Annotated in this window: 17 protein-coding genes; 11 read left to right on the forward strand and 6 right to left on the reverse strand. The window is 64.9% G+C overall.

Annotated elements, in window-relative coordinates; translation table 11 throughout:
* Positions 1 to 277 precede the first annotated feature (277 nt).
* Complete coding sequence (locus FJU11_RS14345) at positions 278 to 1228, forward strand: aldo/keto reductase (RefSeq protein WP_141167763.1); 951 nt, start codon at positions 278 to 280, stop codon at positions 1226 to 1228.
* A gap of 29 nt (positions 1229 to 1257) precedes the next feature.
* The gene (locus tag FJU11_RS14350; RefSeq protein WP_141167764.1) at positions 1258 to 1827 is read left to right on the forward strand and encodes an NADPH-dependent FMN reductase; all 570 of its coding nucleotides are present in this window, start codon (positions 1258 to 1260) and stop codon (positions 1825 to 1827) included.
* Positions 1828 to 1911: 84 nt separating this feature from the next.
* Here the strand turns inward: FJU11_RS14350 and FJU11_RS14355 are convergent, their stop codons facing one another.
* From FJU11_RS14355 to FJU11_RS14370, 4 genes are all read right to left on the reverse strand, one after another.
* A complete protein-coding gene (locus FJU11_RS14355) occupies positions 1912 to 2346 on the reverse strand; it encodes a VOC family protein (protein WP_141167765.1) in 435 nt (144 codons plus the stop codon).
* 206 nt (positions 2347 to 2552) lie between these two features.
* Positions 2553 to 2768: a hypervirulence associated TUDOR domain-containing protein gene (locus FJU11_RS14360; RefSeq protein WP_141167766.1), complete on the reverse strand. Its 216-nt coding sequence runs from the start codon at positions 2766 to 2768 to the stop codon at positions 2553 to 2555.
* Between the two features lie 44 nt (positions 2769 to 2812).
* Positions 2813 to 4228, reverse strand: coding sequence for a UdgX family uracil-DNA binding protein (locus tag FJU11_RS14365; RefSeq protein WP_210242892.1), 1416 nt, complete (start codon positions 4226 to 4228; stop codon positions 2813 to 2815).
* Positions 4228 to 5439 (reverse strand): putative DNA modification/repair radical SAM protein, encoded by a 1212-nt coding sequence (locus tag FJU11_RS14370; RefSeq protein ID WP_141167767.1) that lies wholly within the window; start codon positions 5437 to 5439, stop codon positions 4228 to 4230. The genes FJU11_RS14365 and FJU11_RS14370 overlap by 1 nt, the downstream gene beginning before the upstream one ends.
* A gap of 211 nt (positions 5440 to 5650) precedes the next feature.
* Here FJU11_RS14370 and FJU11_RS14375 point away from each other — a divergent pair, with 211 nt between their 5' ends.
* Positions 5651 to 6664 (forward strand): bile acid:sodium symporter family protein, encoded by a 1014-nt coding sequence (locus tag FJU11_RS14375; protein WP_235891042.1) that lies wholly within the window; start codon positions 5651 to 5653, stop codon positions 6662 to 6664.
* A 45-nt stretch (positions 6665 to 6709) separates the two neighbouring features.
* Here FJU11_RS14375 and FJU11_RS14380 read toward each other — a convergent pair whose 3' ends face one another.
* A complete protein-coding gene (locus FJU11_RS14380) occupies positions 6710 to 7639 on the reverse strand; it encodes a tyrosine recombinase XerC (RefSeq protein WP_141167809.1) in 930 nt (309 codons plus the stop codon).
* 194 nt (positions 7640 to 7833) lie between these two features.
* Here FJU11_RS14380 and FJU11_RS14385 point away from each other — a divergent pair, with 194 nt between their 5' ends.
* A complete protein-coding gene (locus tag FJU11_RS14385) occupies positions 7834 to 8739 on the forward strand; it encodes a GNAT family N-acetyltransferase (protein ID WP_141167769.1) in 906 nt (301 codons plus the stop codon).
* A gap of 129 nt (positions 8740 to 8868) precedes the next feature.
* On the forward strand, positions 8869 to 10014 hold the full coding sequence (locus FJU11_RS14390) for an AI-2E family transporter (RefSeq protein WP_210242893.1): 1146 nt from the start codon (positions 8869 to 8871) through the stop codon (positions 10012 to 10014).
* A gap of 39 nt (positions 10015 to 10053) precedes the next feature.
* On the opposite strand, the gene fsa is transcribed toward FJU11_RS14390, so the two are convergent.
* Positions 10054 to 10704 carry a fructose-6-phosphate aldolase gene (gene fsa / locus FJU11_RS14395; protein WP_141167770.1) on the reverse strand — a complete coding sequence of 217 codons (651 nt, stop codon included), beginning with the start codon at positions 10702 to 10704 and terminating at the stop codon, positions 10054 to 10056.
* Positions 10705 to 10780: 76 nt separating this feature from the next.
* On the opposite strand from fsa, the gene FJU11_RS14400 reads away from it, so the two are divergent.
* The 6 genes from FJU11_RS14400 to atpD all read left to right on the forward strand — a co-directional run bounded on the left by FJU11_RS14400 (position 10781) and on the right by atpD (position 18286).
* A complete protein-coding gene (locus FJU11_RS14400) occupies positions 10781 to 12985 on the forward strand; it encodes a primosomal protein N' (RefSeq protein ID WP_141167771.1) in 2205 nt (734 codons plus the stop codon).
* Between the two features lie 62 nt (positions 12986 to 13047).
* A complete protein-coding gene (locus FJU11_RS14405; RefSeq protein ID WP_141167772.1) occupies positions 13048 to 13434 on the forward strand; it encodes an AGROH133_08824 family phage infection protein in 387 nt (128 codons plus the stop codon).
* Between the two features lie 262 nt (positions 13435 to 13696).
* Entirely contained in the window at positions 13697 to 14257 is a 561-nt protein-coding gene (locus FJU11_RS14410; RefSeq protein ID WP_181408193.1) for a F0F1 ATP synthase subunit delta, read from the forward strand.
* Positions 14257 to 15786 carry a F0F1 ATP synthase subunit alpha gene (gene atpA, locus FJU11_RS14415; protein WP_141167774.1) on the forward strand — a complete coding sequence of 510 codons (1530 nt, stop codon included), beginning with the start codon at positions 14257 to 14259 and terminating at the stop codon, positions 15784 to 15786. Before FJU11_RS14410 ends, atpA begins: the two co-directional genes overlap by 1 nt.
* Positions 15787 to 15828: 42 nt before the next feature.
* Complete coding sequence (locus FJU11_RS14420) at positions 15829 to 16743, forward strand: F0F1 ATP synthase subunit gamma (protein WP_141167775.1); 915 nt, start codon at positions 15829 to 15831, stop codon at positions 16741 to 16743.
* A gap of 28 nt (positions 16744 to 16771) precedes the next feature.
* The gene (gene atpD, locus FJU11_RS14425; RefSeq protein WP_141167776.1) at positions 16772 to 18286 is read left to right on the forward strand and encodes a F0F1 ATP synthase subunit beta; all 1515 of its coding nucleotides are present in this window, start codon (positions 16772 to 16774) and stop codon (positions 18284 to 18286) included.
* Position 18287: the final 1 nt, after the last annotated feature.

Consider the following 18287-nt stretch of genomic DNA (forward strand, 5'->3'; position numbering starts at 1 on the left):
GTCGAAACGGGCCATTCAAAGCTCCTCCTCGAGGATCTTTGAATCACGATCCAGCCTCAAACGGAATCCCGTTTATGAGTACAGATCCTAGAGCCTTTCCGGGTCTACGAGGCCGGCCGGGACACGGCGAACCGCGACACTGCGTCAACGCCGAAAGAGCTTTTCGCTCGCACGGGAGAGACTTAGGTTCTTGCGCTGAAGCCTTCGGCGCATAAATCCCCTTCGACACCGCGCCGCCTTCCGCGCGCGCCGGACCAATCACGATCAGGAGTTCGTCATGGAAATGCGTCCACTCGGCCGTTCGGGCCTCACCGTCGCGCCCATCGTCTTCGGCGGCAACGTCTTCGGCTGGACGGCCGACGAGAAGACCTCCTTCGCGCTGCTCGACGCCTTCGTCGACCACGGGTTCAACGGCATCGACACGGCGGACGTCTATTCCCGTTTCGTCGAGGGTAACGAGGGCGGTGAGTCCGAGACGATCATCGGCAAGTGGCTGAAGGCCAATCCGGACAAGCGCGACAGGATCGTGCTGATGACGAAGGTCGGCATGGACATGGGGCCCGGCGGATCCGGCCTTTCGCGCAGCCACATCATGGATGCGGTGGACGCGTCGCTCCGGCGGCTGCAGACCGACGTCATCGATCTCTACCAGTCCCACCGGCCGGACGGTTCGGTCGACGACGAGGAAACGCTTTCGGCCTATCGCGAGCTGATAGAGGCCGGCAAGGTTCGCGCGATCGGCTGCTCGAACTTCTCCGCGAAGCAGGTCCGCGCCGCGCTCGATACCGCCAAGCGCAACGACCTGCCGCGCTACGAGACGCTGCAGCCGGAATTCAACCTTTACGACCGCGACGATTTCGACGACGCGCTTCGCGAGACCGCAGCCGAGGAAGAGCTCGGCGTCATTACCTACTTCTCGCTCGCTTCCGGCTTCCTTTCGGGCAAGTACCGCTCGAAGGCGGACCTGAAGAAGAGCCAGCGTGGCAGCCGCGTGGAGAAGTATCTCGATGCCCGCGGTATGAGCATTCTGGACGCGCTCGATTCCGTTTCGAACAAGCACGACGCAAAGCCCGCGGAAGTCGCGCTCGCCTGGGTGATCGCGAGCCCCGGCGTGACGGCACCGATCGCAAGCGCCACGAGCCACGACCAGCTCGAAAGCCTGGCCAAGGCGGCGACGCTCACGCTCGACGCCGACGACATGTCGGCCCTCGACGCAGCAGGCCGCTAACGTCTCCCATCAAGCAAGGAACGCCGATCATGGCTCTTCGCCTTCAAACCGTCATCTGCAGCACCCGCCCGGGGCGCATCGGACCCTCCATGGCCCAGTGGTTCGACCGGTTCGCCGAACAGGAAGGCAGCTTCGAGACGGAAATCGTCGATCTCGCCGAATTCTCCTTCCCCGTCTTCGACGAGCCGAACCATCCGCGTCTCGGCCAGTACGAGAACGACCACACCAAGAGGTGGTCGCAGACCGTCGACCGTGCGGACGCCTTCGTCTTCGTCACGCCGGAATACAATCACGGCCCGAGCCCGTCGCTGCTGAACGCGCTGACCTATCTGTCGCGCGAATGGAACTACAAGCCGGCGGGCTTCGTCAGCTATGGCGGTATCGCCGGCGGTGTTCGCGCGGTTCAGGAAACGAAATCGACCCTCGTCACGCTCAAGATGTTTCCGCTGGTCGTGGAAGGCGTCATCGTGCCCATGGTCCAGACGATGCTGGACGACGACAAGGTCTTTCACCCGAACGAGATGATGGAAAAGGGCGCCGACGCGATGTTGAAGGAACTGCATCGCGTTTCCGAAGCACTGAAGGGCCTGCGCACGTAAGGTCGAAGCACTTCGGCTCCGGCCGAAAGACGAGGCGCCGGTCGGCGCGCGTCTCGTCGCTGCACTCGTGGAAGCAGCCCGGAATCAGTGCCCGCGCATTTCGGCGATGGCACGCGCCTGCATGCCCTCCGGGTTCATCTGCATGAGTTCGATGCGGTTGCCGTCGGGGTCGGCGATCCAGGCCTGGCGGTTGCCGTCGAGGCCCGTCTTCGGTTCGATCGTCGGGAGAATGCCGTTCGACCGGAGCCGCTCGACGACCGCGTCGAGATCGTCCACCGTCAGGCAGAAATGGTTCAGGCCGTTCGCCTGCGGGTCCGGCGCATGGGTGCCCTCGGCATCGGGGAAGATCTCCAGATACTGGTCGTCGGTAATGCGCAGATAGATGAGCATAAGCCCGCCATCGTCGTCGTCGAGCCGCATCATCTCGTCGAAGCCGAGCTTTCCGACGTAAAAGGCGAGCGTGCGCTCGGTATCGGCCACGCGTATCGCGGCATGGCCCAATCCGGTGATGCCCTGCATGAATTCCTCCCCTTGAATCCGGACGGCAGCGATCGAAGGCCGAATGCCGCCCGACATATGACACGGCAGCGAGCCGGCCGCCCACGACGTGCATCGTCGGGACGCGGCAGCCCCCGGTGCGGCTGCCGGATCCATATCGCCCTCCGAATGGCGGGCGGTTCCGGACCACCCCGGTCGCGCCGGCCGACCGGCTCTATGCGCCGATGCTACCGCTTCTCGAGTTCGTCCGGCTTGTGAGCGGCCTGGTTGCCGGTCTTTTCGCTCTCGACGATGTATTTCGGATTGTCCTTGGACGCCTTGATCGTGTTCGACTTGATCTCGGTGTCCTCGGTGATCATCTTGACCACCTTGCCATGCGTCTTTCCTTGCGAGGTATCCCAGCTGACCTTGTCGCCCTGGGTGAATTCCTGCTTCTTCGCCATTGCAATCGATCCTTTCGCCGCGACCGCGCGGCCTTCATCAATCTTCAGGCCGCCACGCCCGCACGTTCGCCGATGCGCTTCAGGTCGCCGACGAAATCGCGCCAGGCGGCTTCCTTCGCCGCTTCGTCCGGCAGGCGAAGAAGATAGGAAGGATGGACCGTCAGGTAACCCGAGCGACCGTCGAAATCGATGAAACCGCGATTGCGGCCAACGGCCATCTGCTTTCCGGCGAGCGCATGCGCGGCCGTGGCGCCGAGCGCGACGGTGAGCTGTGGTCGAACGAAATCGAGCTCCTTCATCAGCCACCAGCGATAGTGCTTGATCTCGCTCGTCGTCGGCTTCTGGTGGATGCGCCGCTTGCCGCGCTGCTCGTACTTGAAGTGCTTGACGGCGTTCGTCATGTAGGTCTGGCCGCGTTCGATGCCGGCTTCGGCGAGTGCCCTGTTCAAAAGCTGGCCGGCGGGACCGACGAAGGGCCGCCCCTGCATGTCCTCCTGATCGCCCGGCTGTTCGCCGACGAAGGCAAGCGATGCGCCGGTCGGCCCCTCGCCGAGGACTGCCTGCGTGGCGCCCGGTACCAGCGGCTCGGAGGCCGCGATGATTCGGTTCAGTTCTTCGAGGGTCTTCGGTTCCTGCTCGTCCATGGCCGCGACTGCCTTTGTTGGATTGCGCTTGGCCGGTACCGACGCCTCGCGCTCGATCATGTCCCTGACGCGCGAAGGCGCGTTTTCGATCATTCCCGAAAGCGACGCGGTTTCCGGCATGTTCTTCCAGTATTTCTTCGGCATCTCCGCGCGCATCGCCCGCGTGTTGAGGCGCGCGGGATTGAAGATGTTCTCGTAATAGGTCCGCCATCCCGCTTCGAAGGCATCGTCCGCCGGGACATCCTCGCGCCTTCCCGCCGGCCCGACGGCGAGATTCTCGCGATCCCAGTGCAGCGAACCGACGGGGGTCACGATCGTCCAGTCCATCGAGCGGAAGCGATCGACGAAGAAGTCCGCCGTCTCCTCGACGATGAAATGATCGGGCTCGAACCATGCGAAGAAGCGTTCGTTGCCGGCGTCGTCGACGAGCCGGCGGAAGCGCACGAACGCATGCATCTTGTGCAGGTCGCGGCCGATCGCCTTGCGCAGGCCGTGCAGGCGGTGGACGAGGGGGTCGCTCATGACTTCGAGAAGGTGGCGCTCGCCATGGGTTACGCGCCAGACGAGATCGTAGAGAAGGGCGTAGCGCTCCGGATCGCGGTGGCACACGACGAGACGCACGAGATCGCCGACGGCGCGCGGCAGGGCGATCGGGCGGCCCTCCTGCGTGCCTTCGCCAGCGAAAAGGTCCGGCGCCTCCCCCGGCGACCAGACGACCGCTTCCGGTGGAACGTCCCCGCCGATCAGCAGGCGAACCGCACGCCGGAAGCCGGCGAGGTCGGCACCATCGGCGAGCGTAACGGTCCGCATCTCCATTAAAATAGGCTCATCTGCGTCGGCTGCGGAACGATCGCCTTTCGCAGGCCGAGACTGTCGGTCAGATGGCGCGGATGGTAGTCGGCCGTGATGAGAAAGGCCTTCGCCCGCCGCATGCCCGCCGATATGCGCGCGACGTCGTCGTAGCGAAGCCGCGTATGGCGGCGGGCGGCGATGATGCGGTCGACCGTGCGGGCGCCGAGCCCCGGCACGCGCAAAAGCATCTCGCGCTCGCCGGTGTTGACGTCGACGGGAAAACGCGCCCGGTTCTTCAGCGCCCACGCGAACTTCGGATCGATCTCGAGGTCGAGCATGCCGTCGGTTCCGCCCTCGGCGATCTCGCCGACCGAAAAGCCGTAATAGCGAAGCAGCCAATCGGCCTGGTAAAGCCGGTTCTCGCGCTGCATGGGCGGGGATTTCAATGGCAGGATCGCGCTCGATTCGGGGATCGGGCTGAAAGCGGAATAGTAGACCCGCTTCAGCTTGTGCCGGCCGTAGAGATCGGCACTCGTCGTCAGGATCGCGGTATCGGTCGTCGCGTCTGCTCCGACGATCATCTGCGTCGACTGGCCGGCCGGCGAAAATCTGCGCTTTTCCTCGCGCGCCTCGGTGATGCGCTCGTGCATCTGGCCCATCGCCGTCTCGATCGTCGCACCGTTCTTTTCCGGTGCGAGCTGCTTCAGGCTTTCGCGCGAGGGCAGCTCCATGTTGATCGACAGGCGATCGGCCCACATGCCCGCCTGCTCGATCAGCCACGGGCTCGCTTCGGGAATGGTCTTCAGATGGATGTAGCCGGCGAAGCCGTGATCCTTGCGCAGCTTCTTCGCCACCAGCATCATCTGCTCCATCGTATAGTCCGGAGACTTGATGATGCCGGACGAGAGGAACAGCCCTTCGATGTAGTTGCGCTTGTAGAACTCGATTGTGAGGGTGACGACCTCGTCGACGGAAAAGCGCGCGCGCTCGACATTCGAAGAGCGGCGATTGATGCAATAGGCGCAATCGAACAGGCAGTAGTTCGTCAGAAGGATCTTGAGCAGCGAGACGCAGCGTCCGTCCGGCGTGTAGGCATGGCAGATGCCGGCCCCGGTCGTGGAACCCAGCCCCTTCGCGCCGCCCGAACGCTTGGGTGCGGCCGATGATGCGCACGAGGCATCGTATTTCGCCGCATCCGCGAGTACGCCGAGCTTCTTCCGCAGCTTTTCATCCATGGAGATCTTCCTATCCTGTTCTTAATATGTTCCTCACATGCGAAGTGGCAAGACCATTCTCGCGAAGTTCACCGATACCCGTGCGTATGGGCGCAGCCCGGGTTTCCATGCTAGAGCCCTTCAGAGCCGGACGGGCGCGCCTCGGTCGCTCGAACGCCCGCCGTTTTACGAAGACGGCTTTCCGGAAAAGCAAAGAAGGTTCAGTCGGCCCGTGAAACTGCCAAAGCTCAACTGGTTCATCGTGTTCCTCGTGCTCGCGGTGGTGACGGCCATTGTCTTTCCGGGGCCAGGCACGACCGGCGGTCCGCTGCACTGGGAGTACGTGACGACCTACGGCGTTTCCGCGGTCTTCTTCCTTTACGGCCTGACGCTTGCGCCCGAGCGCATGAAGGCCGGGCTGACGCATTGGCGCGCGCATATCGCCGTCGTGCTTTCCACCTTCGGGCTCTTTCCGCTCGTCGTCCTTGCGGCCGAGGCGGCACTTCACGGCGCGGTCGATCCAGCGGTCGCGACCGGATTCTTCTATATCGCGGCCCTGCCCTCGACGGTCTCGTCCTCGGTGGCGATGACTTCGCTCGCGCGCGGCGACGTGCCGGTGGCGATCTTCAACGCGACGATCTCGAGCCTGATCGGCGTCTTCGTCACGCCGCTCTTCATGGCCTGGTATCTGAGCTCCAGCGGGGCACCAGTGCCGCTGTTGCCGACGATCCTGAAGGTCGTCATGCTGGTGCTGGTGCCGATCGTCATCGGCCAGATCGCGCGCATATGGCTCTCCGGCATCGCCGCACGCTACGGCAGGTGGATCAAGCTTGCCGATCGCGCGATCATCGTCGCGATCGTCTACGGCGCGTTCTCGAACTCCGTCGCCGACGGGGTATGGAGCCGCAACGACCCCGCGGTCGTCGTGGAAATCCTCATCGGCGTGATCGTGCTCTTCTTCGCTGTCTACGCGCTGACGACGCTGCTCGCGAAACTTTTCCGGATGGATCGCGGTGCGCGCATCGCCGTGCAGTTCTGCGGCTCGAAGAAATCGCTGGCTGCCGGCGTACCGCTTGCCCCCGTCATCTTCGCTGGCAATCCGAACATCGGCCTCATCATCGTGCCGATCATGCTCTTCCACTTCTGCCAGCTTCTGATCGTCAGCTTCATCGCCTCGCACGAAGCCAAGCAGGCCGACAGGCTGGATACGGCCGACGCGAAGGCGACCGCGGCCTCGCAGGCATAAGCGCGGCGCGAACCGGATACCGCTTGGTAACGTCACGCGGACGGATCAGGACCGATGCGTGCCTGCGCGCGGATGCGCGGTGTCGTAGATTTCGAGAAGCCTCGTCGTATCGACGCCGGTATAGACCTGTGTCGTCGAAAGACTCGCATGCCCGAGCAGTTCCTGGATGGTCCTGAGGTCGCCGCCGCCGGCCAGCAGATGCGTCGCGAACGAATGGCGAAGCGCGTGCGGCGTCGCGGTTTCCGGCAGGCCGAGCGCCGATCGCATCCTCTGCATCTCGCGCTGGATGATCGCCGGCTGCAGCACCTTGCCGCGCGCCCCGCGAAAAAGCGGTTCGTTCGATGCGAGATGAAAGGGACAGAGCCGCTCGTATTCGGCGACCGCTTCCCTCGTGGCCGGCAACACCGGCACGAGGCGCGTCTTGCCGCCCTTGCCGGTCACGCGCAGCGATTGCCGGGCGGCGTCGATCTCGCCGGGTTTCAACGCCAGCGCTTCGGAGATGCGCAGGCCGCATCCGTAGAGGAGGGTGAGAACGGCCGCGTTGCGTGCGGCGATCCACGGTTCTTCGGCGAGCTGTGCGCGGGCGCCGACGACATCGACCGCCTGACGGGCCGAAAGCGGTCTCGGCAACGACTTTCCCGTGCGCGGAGCCCTCAGCGCATGCGCACCGGCAGCATTCGCAAGCCCCTCGCGCTCCAGATATTTCAGGAGCGAGCGGATGCCGGCGAGCCCGCGACCGAGCGTGCGCGCGCCCGCACCGCCTCGTCGTCTTTCCGCGAGGAAGGCGCGGAAGTCGGCCGGACGAAGCTCGGCGACATCGGCCACCCCTGGCGGGCCGGCGAGATGGCGCGTAAGAAAGGTGCAGAACTGGCGCACGTCGCGTTCGTAGGCTTCGACCGTCTTTGGCGAAAGGCGCCGTTCGTGGGCAAGCGTCGCAAGCCATGCCTCGCGCTTGCGCGAAAGGTCGGGGGCCATCGTCACGATAAATTCTTCTGGCAAAAGACACCTCGGCCTTGATAAGAGCTTGGCGGGGGTCGATATCCACGCACCATGGTGAATCACCGATTAGGGATCGGTAAACACCGGCCGGTTACCCGCAAAGGCGGCTGTCATTGTGGGTACACAATCGCCTGCCACAGGCCGGCCAGATGCGACGACGGGGATTCACGATGCCGCTTAAGCGCTTCAACCTGCCGAACTTCGGCAATGTCGCCGACACGATCGCCCTCGTTTCCCACGGTCAGCCGGGCCATATCGTCGACCAGCTGATCGCCGAGCGCGGCCAGGGGCTGACGAGCCATCCGCTGTGGCCGGCGATGCGCCCCTTCCTCTATTCCACCCTGCACTACCGTCAGGCGATCCGCTTCGCCGACGCGGTAAGCACGCTTTCCGGCTTCCAGGCACTCGACCATCTTTCCGGGCTGCTCGACCTCGACATCGTCGTCAACGGAGAGGAACGCATTCCGCAAAGCGGCGGTTTCGTCATGGCGCTCAACCATCCGACCGGCATCGCCGACGGCATCGCCGTCTTCGATCTCCTGAAGGAACGGCGGCCGGACATGATGTTCTTCGCCAACCGCGACGCCATCCGGGTCAATCCGCGCTTCGCCGAGATCGTCATCCCGGTGGAATGGCGCGAAGAGCACAAGTCCAAGCTTAAGGCACGCGAGACGCTGCAGCTCACCAATTCCGCCGTGAAGGCGGGCAAGGCGACGATCCTCTTTCCTTCCGGGCGCATCGCGCACTGGCACGAGGGCAAGCTGACGGAACGGCCCTGGAAGACGTCGGCGATCTCGATGGCGCGAAAGTACAATCTGCCGATCGTTCCGGTGAACATGCGCTCGCGCAACTCCGGGCTTTTCTACTGGCTTTCGAAATGGTCGACGGAACTGCGCGACATGACCGTCTTCCACGAGCTATTGAACAAGAAGAACAAGACTTTCGAGTTCCGTATCGGCAAGCCGATCTCCGTGGAGGAACTGGAGGGCGAAACCATGGACGTCACTGCGGCGTTGGAGCATCACACCGTCGTGAGCCTGGCGGACGATCTGGACGCGACCTACCGCAAACCCTGATCGTCCGGTGGATGGCTGCGGCTTCGTACGCTTGGCGCTTCGACCCGACGGGACCCGGGCGGGCACTCGTGCGGTGCCCATACGCGCTCGCGGCCAATAGCGAGACGGCGTTCCGGAAGGCGGCATCCATTGAGCGACAACCATAACGAGACCGCGGAGACCTCCGCGGCGACGGGCGCGAACGGCAACGCGCTCGGCTACGTTCCGCGCTGGGCGGGTATCGGCATCTTTCTCTATCTGAGCGTCACGGCGCTGGCCTACGCCAAGTCGTTCCTCGTGCCGATCGTGCTCGCCTTCCTGCTGTCGCTGATCTTCGCGCCGATCCGACGCTATTTCGATCGGAGGGGCATTCCTTCCGCGGTCACGTCGATCGTCATCGTCATCGTGCTGATGATCGGTTTCTTCCTGATGCTCGGCGCGCTCGCCATTCCCGCCAGCGAATGGGTCGGCAATGCCGGCAAGGTCCAGGCGCGCCTGATTTCCGTGGTCGGCCCGCTTTCCAACACGTTCAAGGGCTTCTTCGACGCCCAGCGCACGATCAGCCAGTATCTGACGGCAAGCGGCCCGCACGTGCAGAAGGTGGAGATGCAGGGAAGCGGCCTCTTCTCCACCGTCGCCTGGCTCGCGCCGAGCGTTCTGACGCAGTTCATCTTCACGCTCGTGCTGCTTCTCTTCCTGCTCGCCTCCGGCGACATGTTCTACGAGAAGCTCGTGCACGTGATGCCGACCTTCAGGGACAAGCGCCGGGCGATGCGCATCGCCCACGACATCGAGCGCAAGCTCTCGCGCTACCTGCTGACGATCACCATCATCAACGCCTGTCTCGGGCTCGTCGTCGGCACGCTTACATGGCTGATCGGCCTGCCGACGGCGCCGGTCTTCGGCATCATCGCCTTCCTGTTCAACTACGTGCCGTATCTGGGTGCCGTCGCCGGCATCGCACTGACGGCGCTCGCTTCGCTCATCCACTTCCACGAGCCGGGCTTCATCATTCTCCCACCGCTTGCCTATTTCGCCTGCACGGCGATCGAGGGTCAGATCATCACGCCGTACTTCGTCGGACGCAGCCTGCAGCTCAACACGGTGGTCGTCTTCATCGCGGTGTCGTTCTGGGCGTGGCTATGGTCGGCGATCGGCATGATCGTCGCCGTGCCGCTGCTGGTCGCCTTCCGTACGCTGTGCGAGCATATTCCAACGCTCGCCAACTATGGCGACTTCCTTTCCGAGCGCCATGCGGAAACGCCGGACAACAATGCGGCCGCCGAAACGGAGTAACGGCGGCCGCATGAAACGACGGATGAGACGAAAGGCCGGTCAGATGTTCTGGCCGGTCTTCTTCCAGTCTTCGAGGAACGCGTCGAGGCCCTTGTCAGTCAGCGGATGCTTGACGAGCGACTTCAGGGTCGAGGGCGGCACGGTGGCGACGTCGGCGCCGATCAGCGCGGCCTCGCGCACGTGGTTCACGGTGCGGATGGAGGCGGCGAGGATCTCGGTGTCGAAATCGTAGTTGTCGTAGATCACCCGGATGTCGCGGATCAGCTCCATGCCGTCAATGGCCATGTCGTCGATGCGGCCGATGAAGGGCGAGATGAAGGTCGCGCCGGCCTTGGCGGCGAGGAGCGCCTGGTTGGCCGAGAAGCACAGCGTCACGTTCACGAGCTGGCCGTTGTCGGTCAGCGCGCGGCACGCCCGCAGTCCGTCGAGCGTCAACGGCACCTTGATGCAGATGTTGTCGGCGATCTTGGCGAGCTTGTCGGCCTGACGCATCATCTCGTCGTATTCGGTGGCGGTCACCTCGGAGGAGACCGGACCTTCGACGATGTCGCAGATTTCCTTGGTCACCTCGGTGATGTCGCGGCCGGCCTTCATGATCAGCGACGGGTTGGTGGTCACGCCGTCGAGCAGACCGAGCTCGTTAAGCTCGCGGATCTGGTCGACGTCGGCGGTATCAACGAAGAATTTCATGGGTAACTCCTTTCGGCCTCGCTCCCCGAGGGTTTCGACTTTTCCTTAGCCGAACTTGCGTGCAGGGTCACGGGCGATGACGAGGGATTCGCTTTTCACCGCCTCAACGCCGCATACCCGGGATGTGGTTCCCGTTCTGGTGCCGATGCCGGCAGACCGGGCGTATTCGTACGTCGTGCCGGACGAACTGGCGGTCGAGCCGGGATCGGTCGTGCAGGTGCCGCTCGGGCCGCGAAAGGTCGCCGGCGTCGTCTGGCACGGCGAGAGCGACGCGGTCGACGCGAAGAAGCTGCGTGCCGTCGAGCACGTCTTCGACTGTCCGCCGCTCGACGCGGCGATGCGCCGCTTCATCGACTGGGTAGCCGCCTATACGCTTTCGCCGCCCGGCCTCGTCGCGCGCATGGCGCTGCGCGCGCCGGCGGCCTTCGATCCCGAGGCGATGGTCGAGGGCCTGCGCCTCGGCGACACGCGCCCCGAACGATTGACGGATGCGCGCGGACGCGTGCTCGAGACCGCCGGCGACGGCATGGCGTGGACGCGTTCGGGCCTTGCCCATGCGGCGGGCGTTTCGGCCGGGGTCGTCGACGGGCTCGTCAGGCTCGGCGTGCTCGAACCGCTGCTCGTTCCGCCCCGGCCCGTCGTGCCGCCGCCCGAACCCGGATACGCAGAGCCTTCGCTTTCGCCCGCGCAGGCGGAGGCTGCCGAAACGCTGGTCGAAAAGGTACGCGAAGACGCCTTCTCGGTATCGCTGATCGACGGGGTCACCGGATCGGGCAAGACGGAAGTCTATTTCGAAGCGGTCGCTGCAGCGCTGCGCGAAGGCCGCCAGGTGCTGATCCTGCTGCCGGAGATCGCGCTGACCGAGCAGTTCATGGACCGCTTCCACGTCCGTTTCGGCACGCGGCCGGCGCAATGGCACTCCGAGGCCGCGCCGAAGACGCGCGAGAAGGTCTGGCGGCAGGCGGCCACCGGCGCGGTCCGCGTCGTCGCCGGCGCGCGCTCGGCGCTTTTCCTCCCCTTCCGCGAACTGGGCCTCGTCATCGTCGACGAGGAGCACGACCCCGCCTACAAGCAGGAAGACCGCGTGTTCTACCATGCCCGCGACATGGCGATCGTGCGGGCGAGCATCACCGGTTTTCCCGTCGTGCTCGCTTCCGCGACACCTTCGATCGAAAGCCGCGTCAACGCCGATCGCGGCCGCTACACCCGCTTGCGCCTGCCGGCGCGCTTCGGCGAGGCCGCCCTGCCGGACCTTTCGACGATCGACATGCGCCGTCATCCGCCGGCGCGCGGCGGCTTCCTTTCTCCGGTGCTGATCGAGGAGACGAAGGCGACGCTCGCGCGCGGCGAACAGGCGCTCTATTTCCTCAACCGGCGCGGCTACGCCCCGCTGACGCTCTGCCGCGTGTGCGGCCACCGCTTCGAATGCCCGAACTGTTCGGCCTGGCTCGTCGAGCACCGGTTTCGCGGCCGCATCGAATGCCACCATTGCGGCTACGGCCAGCCGACGCCCGAGGCCTGCCCCGAATGCGGCACGCTCGACCATCTCGTCGCCTGCGGGCCGGGCGTCGAACGCATTGCCGAAGAGACCGACAAGCTCTTTCCCGATGCGCGCATCATCGTGCTCTCCTCCGATATGATGGGCGGCACGAAGCGCCTGCAGCGGGAACTCGCCGCGATCGCCGATGGCGAGGTGGATATCGTCATTGGCACGCAGCTCGTCGCCAAAGGTCACAATTTCCCGATGATGACGCTCGTCGGCATCGTCGATGCCGATCTCGGCCTTTCCAACGGCGATCCGCGGGCGGCCGAGCGCACCTATCAGCTTCTCGGCCAGGTGACGGGCCGCGCCGGGCGCACCGGTCGCGCAAGCCGCGGCCTGTTGCAGACCTATCAGCCGACCCATCCCGTCATGCAGGCGATCGTCTCCGGCGACGCGGAAAGCTTCTACGAGCGCGAGATCGCCGAGCGGGAACGCGCCGGCCTGCCGCCCTTCGGCCGGCTCGCCTCGATCATCGTCTCGGCCGAGGACCGCGCCGACGCGGAAGATCATGCACGCGGGTTGCGCCGTGCGGCACCGGCGGACGCGGCGATGACGGTGCTCGGCCCCGCCGAGGCGCCGCTTGCGCTGGTGCGCGGCCGCTATCGCTTCCGCCTGCTCGTCCAGGGTCCGCGGACGGCGGACATGCAGGGTTTCCTGCGTGCGACGATCGCCGCCGGCCCGAAGATGCGCCGCACGGTGCGCGTCCAGATCGACGTCGATCCGCAAAGCTTTCTCTAGGAACCGGGACGCATCATCATGCTCACGAAAGACGTGCGAACGAGATCCTCGGAAATGGTGCGATGAGTTTCTACCTGCCGACGTCGCCCGGCGAATGGCTCGCCGCGGCAAGCGCCCTCGTGACGCTCGTCATCGGGCTCGCGACGCTTGTCGCGCCCGGGCCGGTGCTGCGCGCGACCGGCATGCGGGTCGACTGCGCCATGCCCGCGACGCTGATGGCGGGGCGAGCCCGCATGGCCGGTTTTCCGATCGGCATCGGCTTTGCCGCCCTTGCCTTCGCCCAGCCCTTCCTCTTTCTGGCGCTCGGAACGTGCTGGAGCGCAAGCGCCATCGGCCGCCTCGTCTCGCTTGCCGCCGATGGCGGTTTCAAGGTTCGCGCGCTCGCGCTCCTCGCTTGCGACGTCGTCCTTGCGGCGTTGCCGCTCGCCTACGTTTTCGGCGTGACGTAACGAGGGGTGCGAACGTTGTGTAAGGCCATGATTGCGAAGTGCTTTCGCGGTTTCCAACGGAACGGTCGAACCATGGTACGAACTGTCGCAGGTCGTGTTGCGACTTTACGAAAGCTATGCTAGACGAGCCCGAATTTCCAAGGCGGATCGTGCGTATGGGCGCGTGGTCCAGCTTTATCATAATCGAAGCGAAGTCGGGATGTTGGGGGGCCGGAGAGCCGGATCCGGGCATGCCGAGGTCAACCGAGAGAAACGCCGGCCCGTGGCTCACTCATCCGAACCGATTTCCGGCGTCGCGCAACGCTACGCCGCGTCCCTGTTCGAACTCGCCGTCGAGGAAGACGCGATCGATGCCGTTTCGAGCGACGTCGACGGTTTCGACGGCCTCCTGAAGGAAAGCGACGATCTGCGCCGTCTCGTCATGAGCCCGGCCTTTTCCGCCGATGAGCAGCTGAAGGCGATTTCGGCGATCGTCGATAAAGCCGGCTTCGGCACGCTCTTTTCGAACTTCGCCAGGGTGGTCGCCAGCAATCGGCGCCTCTTCGTCATGCCGGGCATCATCACCGCGTTCCGCGACATGGTCGCGGAGCACCGCGGCGAAGTCCGCGCCGACGTGATCACCGCGCATGAACTGAGCGACGCGCAGGCCGGCGAGCTGAAGAAGACGCTCGGCGAGATCGCCGGCAAGGACGTCACGATGGACGTCACCGTCGATCCTTCCCTTCTCGGCGGCCTTATCGTCCAGATCGGCTCGCGCCAGATCGACACGTCGCTTCGCACCAAACTCTCTACCCTCAAGCTTGCACTGAAAGAGGTCGGCTGATGGATATCCGCGCCGCGGAAATCTCCGCAATTCTCAAGGATCAGATCAAGAACTTCGGTCAGGAAGCCGAGATTTCGGAAGTCGGCCAGGTTCTTTCCGTCGGTGACGGCATCGCCCGCATCTACGGGCTCGACAACGTCCAGGCGGGCGAGATGGTCGAGTTCCCGGGCGGCGTGCGCGGCATGACGCTGAACCTCGAGAACGACAATGTCGGCGTCGTGATCATGGGTTCCGACCGCGAGATCAAGGAAGGCGACACCGTCAAGCGCACGGGCGACATCATCGACGTGCCGGTCGGCGACGCCCTTCTCGGCCGCGTGGTCGACGGTCTCGGCAACCCGATCGACGGCAAGGGACCGATCAAGACCGAGAAGCGTTCGCGCGTCGACGTGAAGGCGCCGGGCATCATCCCGCGTAAGTCCGTGCACGAGCCGATGTCGACCGGCCTCAAGGCCATCGACGCGCTGATCCCGGTCGGCCGCGGCCAGCGCGAGCTGATCATCGGCGACCGCCAGACCGGCAAGACCGCGATCCTCCTCGACGCTTTCCTCAACCAGAAGCCGCTGAACGAAGGCGACGACGAGAGCAAGAAGCTCTACTGTGTCTACGTCGCCGTCGGCCAGAAGCGCTCGACCGTCGCCCAGTTCGTGCGCACGCTCGAAGAGCGCGGCGCGATGGAATATTCCATCGTCGTCGCCGCCACGGCCTCCGATCCGGCGCCGATGCAGTACATCGCACCGTTCGCCGGCTGCGCCATGGGCGAATTCTTCCGCGACAACGGCCGCCACGCCCTCATCGGCTACGACGACCTTTCCAAGCAGGCCGTCGCCTACCGCCAGATGTCGCTGCTGCTTCGTCGTCCGCCCGGCCGCGAGGCCTATCCGGGCGACGTCTTCTACCTGCACTCGCGCCTACTCGAGCGCGCCGCCAAGCTCTCCGACGAGCGCGGCGCCGGCTCGCTGACGGCCCTGCCGATCATCGAGACGCAGGCGAACGACGTTTCCGCCTACATCCCGACCAACGTGATCTCGATCACCGACGGCCAGATCTTCCTCGAGACGGATCTCTTCTACCAGGGCATCCGTCCGGCGGTGAACGTCGGCCTTTCGGTCTCGCGCGTCGGTTCCTCGGCACAGGTGAAGGCGATGAAGCAGGTCGCCGGCTCGATCAAGGGCGAGCTCGCGCAGTACCGCGAGATGGCCGCCTTCGCGCAGTTCGGCTCGGACCTCGACGCCGCGACGCAGCGCCAGCTCAATCGCGGTGCGCGCCTGACCGAGCTTCTGAAGCAGCCACAGTTCTCGCCGCTCAAGATGGAAGAACAGGTCGTCGTCATCTTCGCCGGCGTGAACGGCTATCTCGACAAGCTCGAAGTGGACCAGATCCGCGGCTTCGAGGAAGGCCTGCTCGACTACATGCGTACCGAGGGCAAGGACATTCTCGAGCAGATCCGCACGGAGCAGGCGCTCAGCGACGATCTGCGCGAGAAGTTGAAGAGCACCATCGACGCCTACGCGAAGACCTTCGCGTAAGCGCGATCGCACGGCAGCGCATCAGCAGGATCCAAGGACCGGATGGCTTCACTTAAGGACCTGAAAAACCGGATCTCCTCCGTCAAGTCGACGCAGAAGATCACCAGGGCGATGCAGATGGTCGCCGCCGCCAAGCTGCGCAAGGCGCAGGAGGCAGCGGAGGCCGCTCGTCCCTATTCCGAACGCATGGGCGCCGTTCTCGCCAACATCGCCGGTTCGCTCGGCGGTGACGACGACGCGCCCAAGCTGATGACCGGCACCGGCAAGGACGACACGCATCTGCTCGTCGTCTGCACGGCCGAACGCGGCCTTTGCGGCGGCTTCAACGCACAGATCGTGCGCCGCGCGCGCCGCGATCTCGAGGCGTTGATGGCCGAGGGCAAGACGGTCAAGATCATCTGCGTCGGCAAGAAGGGTCACGACATGCTGCGCCGCGAGTTCGGCAAGCAGATCCTCGAGCGCGTCGACCTGCGCGAGGTCAAGCAGATCGGCTTTTCCGACGCCGACGGCATCGGCAAGAAGATCATCGGCCTCTTCGAAGAGGGCGAGTTCGACGTCTGTACGCTCTACTATTCGGAATTCAAGAACGTCATGACGCAGACGCCGACGGGCCAGCGGATCATTCCCGCTGCCGTCGAGCCGGAAAGCGGCGACGCGAGCGATGAGCCGAAAAGGGAAAACGGCGAGGATCCGCTGCGCGGCGCGATCTACGAATACGAGCCGGACGCCGGCTCGATCCTCGGCGACCTGATCCCGCGCAACATCTCGGTGCAGATCTTCCACGCCCTGCTCGAGAACGCGGCCGGCGAGATGGGCGCCAAGATGACCGCCATGGACAACGCGACGCGCAACGCCGGCGAAATGATCGACGACCTGTCGGTCCAGTACAACCGCCAGCGCCAGGCGCAGATCACGACCGAGCTTACCGAGATCATTTCGGGCGCCGAAGCGCTCTGAGGAATTCCAAGGAAAAGGGTCATTCACGATGGCTAAGGCAGCAACCGAGACCGACGTGACGGCGGAAAAGAAGCCCGCCGCGAAGAAAAGCGCCACGACCGGCACGAACGCGCCGAGCAACCGCAAGGGCGGCACCGGCACGATCAGCCAGGTCATCGGCGCCGTCGTCGACGTGCGCTTCGACGACTACCTGCCGGAGATCCTGAGCGCGCTCGAGACCGACAATCACGGCAACCGCCTCGTGCTCGAGGTCGCGCAGCACCTCGGCGAGAACACGGTGCGCACCATCGCCATGGACGGCACCGAAGGCCTCGTGCGCGGCCAGGACGTGACCGACACCGGCGCGCCGATCTCCGTGCCGGTCGGCGACGAGACGCTCGGCCGCATCATGAACGTCATCGGCGAGCCGGTGGACGAAGCCGGCGAACTGAAGACGGAAAGCCGGCGCGCCATCCACCAGGAAGCGCCGCTCTACGTCGACCAGGCGACGAGCAGCGAGATCCTCGTCACGGGCATCAAGGTCATCGACCTGCTCGCGCCCTACGCCCGCGGCGGCAAGATCGGCCTTTTCGGCGGTGCCGGCGTCGGCAAGACCGTGCTCATCATGGAGCTCATCAACAACGTCGCCCGTGCGCACGGCGGTTATTCCGTCTTCGCCGGCGTCGGCGAGCGCACGCGCGAGGGCAACGATCTCTATCACGAGATGATCGAGTCCGGCGTGAACAAGGAAGGCGGCGGCGAAGGCTCCAAGGCCGCCCTCGTCTACGGCCAGATGAACGAGCCGCCCGGCGCGCGTGCCCGCGTGGCGCTCACTGGCCTGACGGTCGCCGAGCACTTCCGCGACCAGGGGCAGGACGTGCTGCTCTTCATCGACAACATCTTCCGCTTCACCCAGGCAGGCACGGAGATTTCCGCGCTTCTCGGCCGTATTCCTTCGGCCGTCGGCTACCAGCCGACGCTTGCGACCGACATGGGCCAGATGCAGGAGCGCATCACCTCGACGAGCAAGGGCTCGATCACGTCCGTGCAGGCCATCTACGTGCCGGCCGACGATCTGACCGACCCGGCACCGGCTGCGACCTTCGCCCACCTCGATGCGACGACGACGCTTTCGCGTTCGATCGCCGAAAAGGGCATCTACCCGGCCGTCGATCCGCTCGACTCGACGTCGCGCATGCTCGACCCGTCGATTGTCGGCGACGAGCACTACGGTGTCGCGCGCGAGGTGCAGCAGATCCTTCAGCGTTACAAGTCGCTGCAGGACATCATCGCGATTCTCGGCATGGACGAGCTTTCCGAGGAGGACAAGCTGACGGTGGCGCGCGCGCGCAAGATCGAGCGCTTCCTCTCGCAGCCCTTCTTCGTCGCCGAGATCTTCACCAACGCGCCCGGCAAGCTGGTCGAGCTCAAGGACACGATCCAGGGCTTCAAGGATCTGTGCGCGGGCGAATACGACGATCTTCCGGAGTCGGCATTCTACCTCGTCGGCAACATGGAAGAGGCCGTCGAGAAGGCCAAGAAGATGGCCAGCGAAGCGGCCTGAC

This window comes from Pararhizobium mangrovi (assembly GCF_006516965.1).
Taxonomy (GTDB): domain Bacteria; phylum Pseudomonadota; class Alphaproteobacteria; order Rhizobiales; family Rhizobiaceae; genus Pararhizobium_B; species Pararhizobium_B mangrovi.

Bases quoted from the DNA above. Each gene is read 5' to 3' on its own strand.
- FJU11_RS14345 (WP_141167763.1), top strand. From the start codon at position 278: ATGGAAATGCGTCCACTCGGCCGTTCGGGCCTCACCGTCGCGCCCATC.
- FJU11_RS14350 (WP_141167764.1), top strand. From the start codon at position 1,258: ATGGCTCTTCGCCTTCAAACCGTCATCTGCAGCACCCGCCCGGGGCGC.
- FJU11_RS14355 (WP_141167765.1), bottom strand. From the start codon at position 2,346: ATGCAGGGCATCACCGGATTGGGCCATGCCGCGATACGCGTGGCCGAT.
- FJU11_RS14360 (WP_141167766.1), bottom strand. From the start codon at position 2,768: ATGGCGAAGAAGCAGGAATTCACCCAGGGCGACAAGGTCAGCTGGGAT.
- FJU11_RS14365 (WP_210242892.1), bottom strand. From the start codon at position 4,228: ATGGAGATGCGGACCGTTACGCTCGCCGATGGTGCCGACCTCGCCGGC.
- FJU11_RS14370 (WP_141167767.1), bottom strand. From the start codon at position 5,439: ATGGATGAAAAGCTGCGGAAGAAGCTCGGCGTACTCGCGGATGCGGCG.
- FJU11_RS14380 (WP_141167809.1), bottom strand. From the start codon at position 7,639: ATGGCCCCCGACCTTTCGCGCAAGCGCGAGGCATGGCTTGCGACGCTT.
- FJU11_RS14385 (WP_141167769.1), top strand. From the start codon at position 7,834: ATGCCGCTTAAGCGCTTCAACCTGCCGAACTTCGGCAATGTCGCCGAC.
- fsa (WP_141167770.1), bottom strand. From the start codon at position 10,704: ATGAAATTCTTCGTTGATACCGCCGACGTCGACCAGATCCGCGAGCTT.
- FJU11_RS14400 (WP_141167771.1), top strand. From the start codon at position 10,781: ATGACGAGGGATTCGCTTTTCACCGCCTCAACGCCGCATACCCGGGAT.
- FJU11_RS14405 (WP_141167772.1), top strand. From the start codon at position 13,048: ATGAGTTTCTACCTGCCGACGTCGCCCGGCGAATGGCTCGCCGCGGCA.
- atpA (WP_141167774.1), top strand. From the start codon at position 14,257: ATGGATATCCGCGCCGCGGAAATCTCCGCAATTCTCAAGGATCAGATC.
- FJU11_RS14420 (WP_141167775.1), top strand. From the start codon at position 15,829: ATGGCTTCACTTAAGGACCTGAAAAACCGGATCTCCTCCGTCAAGTCG.
- atpD (WP_141167776.1), top strand. From the start codon at position 16,772: ATGGCTAAGGCAGCAACCGAGACCGACGTGACGGCGGAAAAGAAGCCC.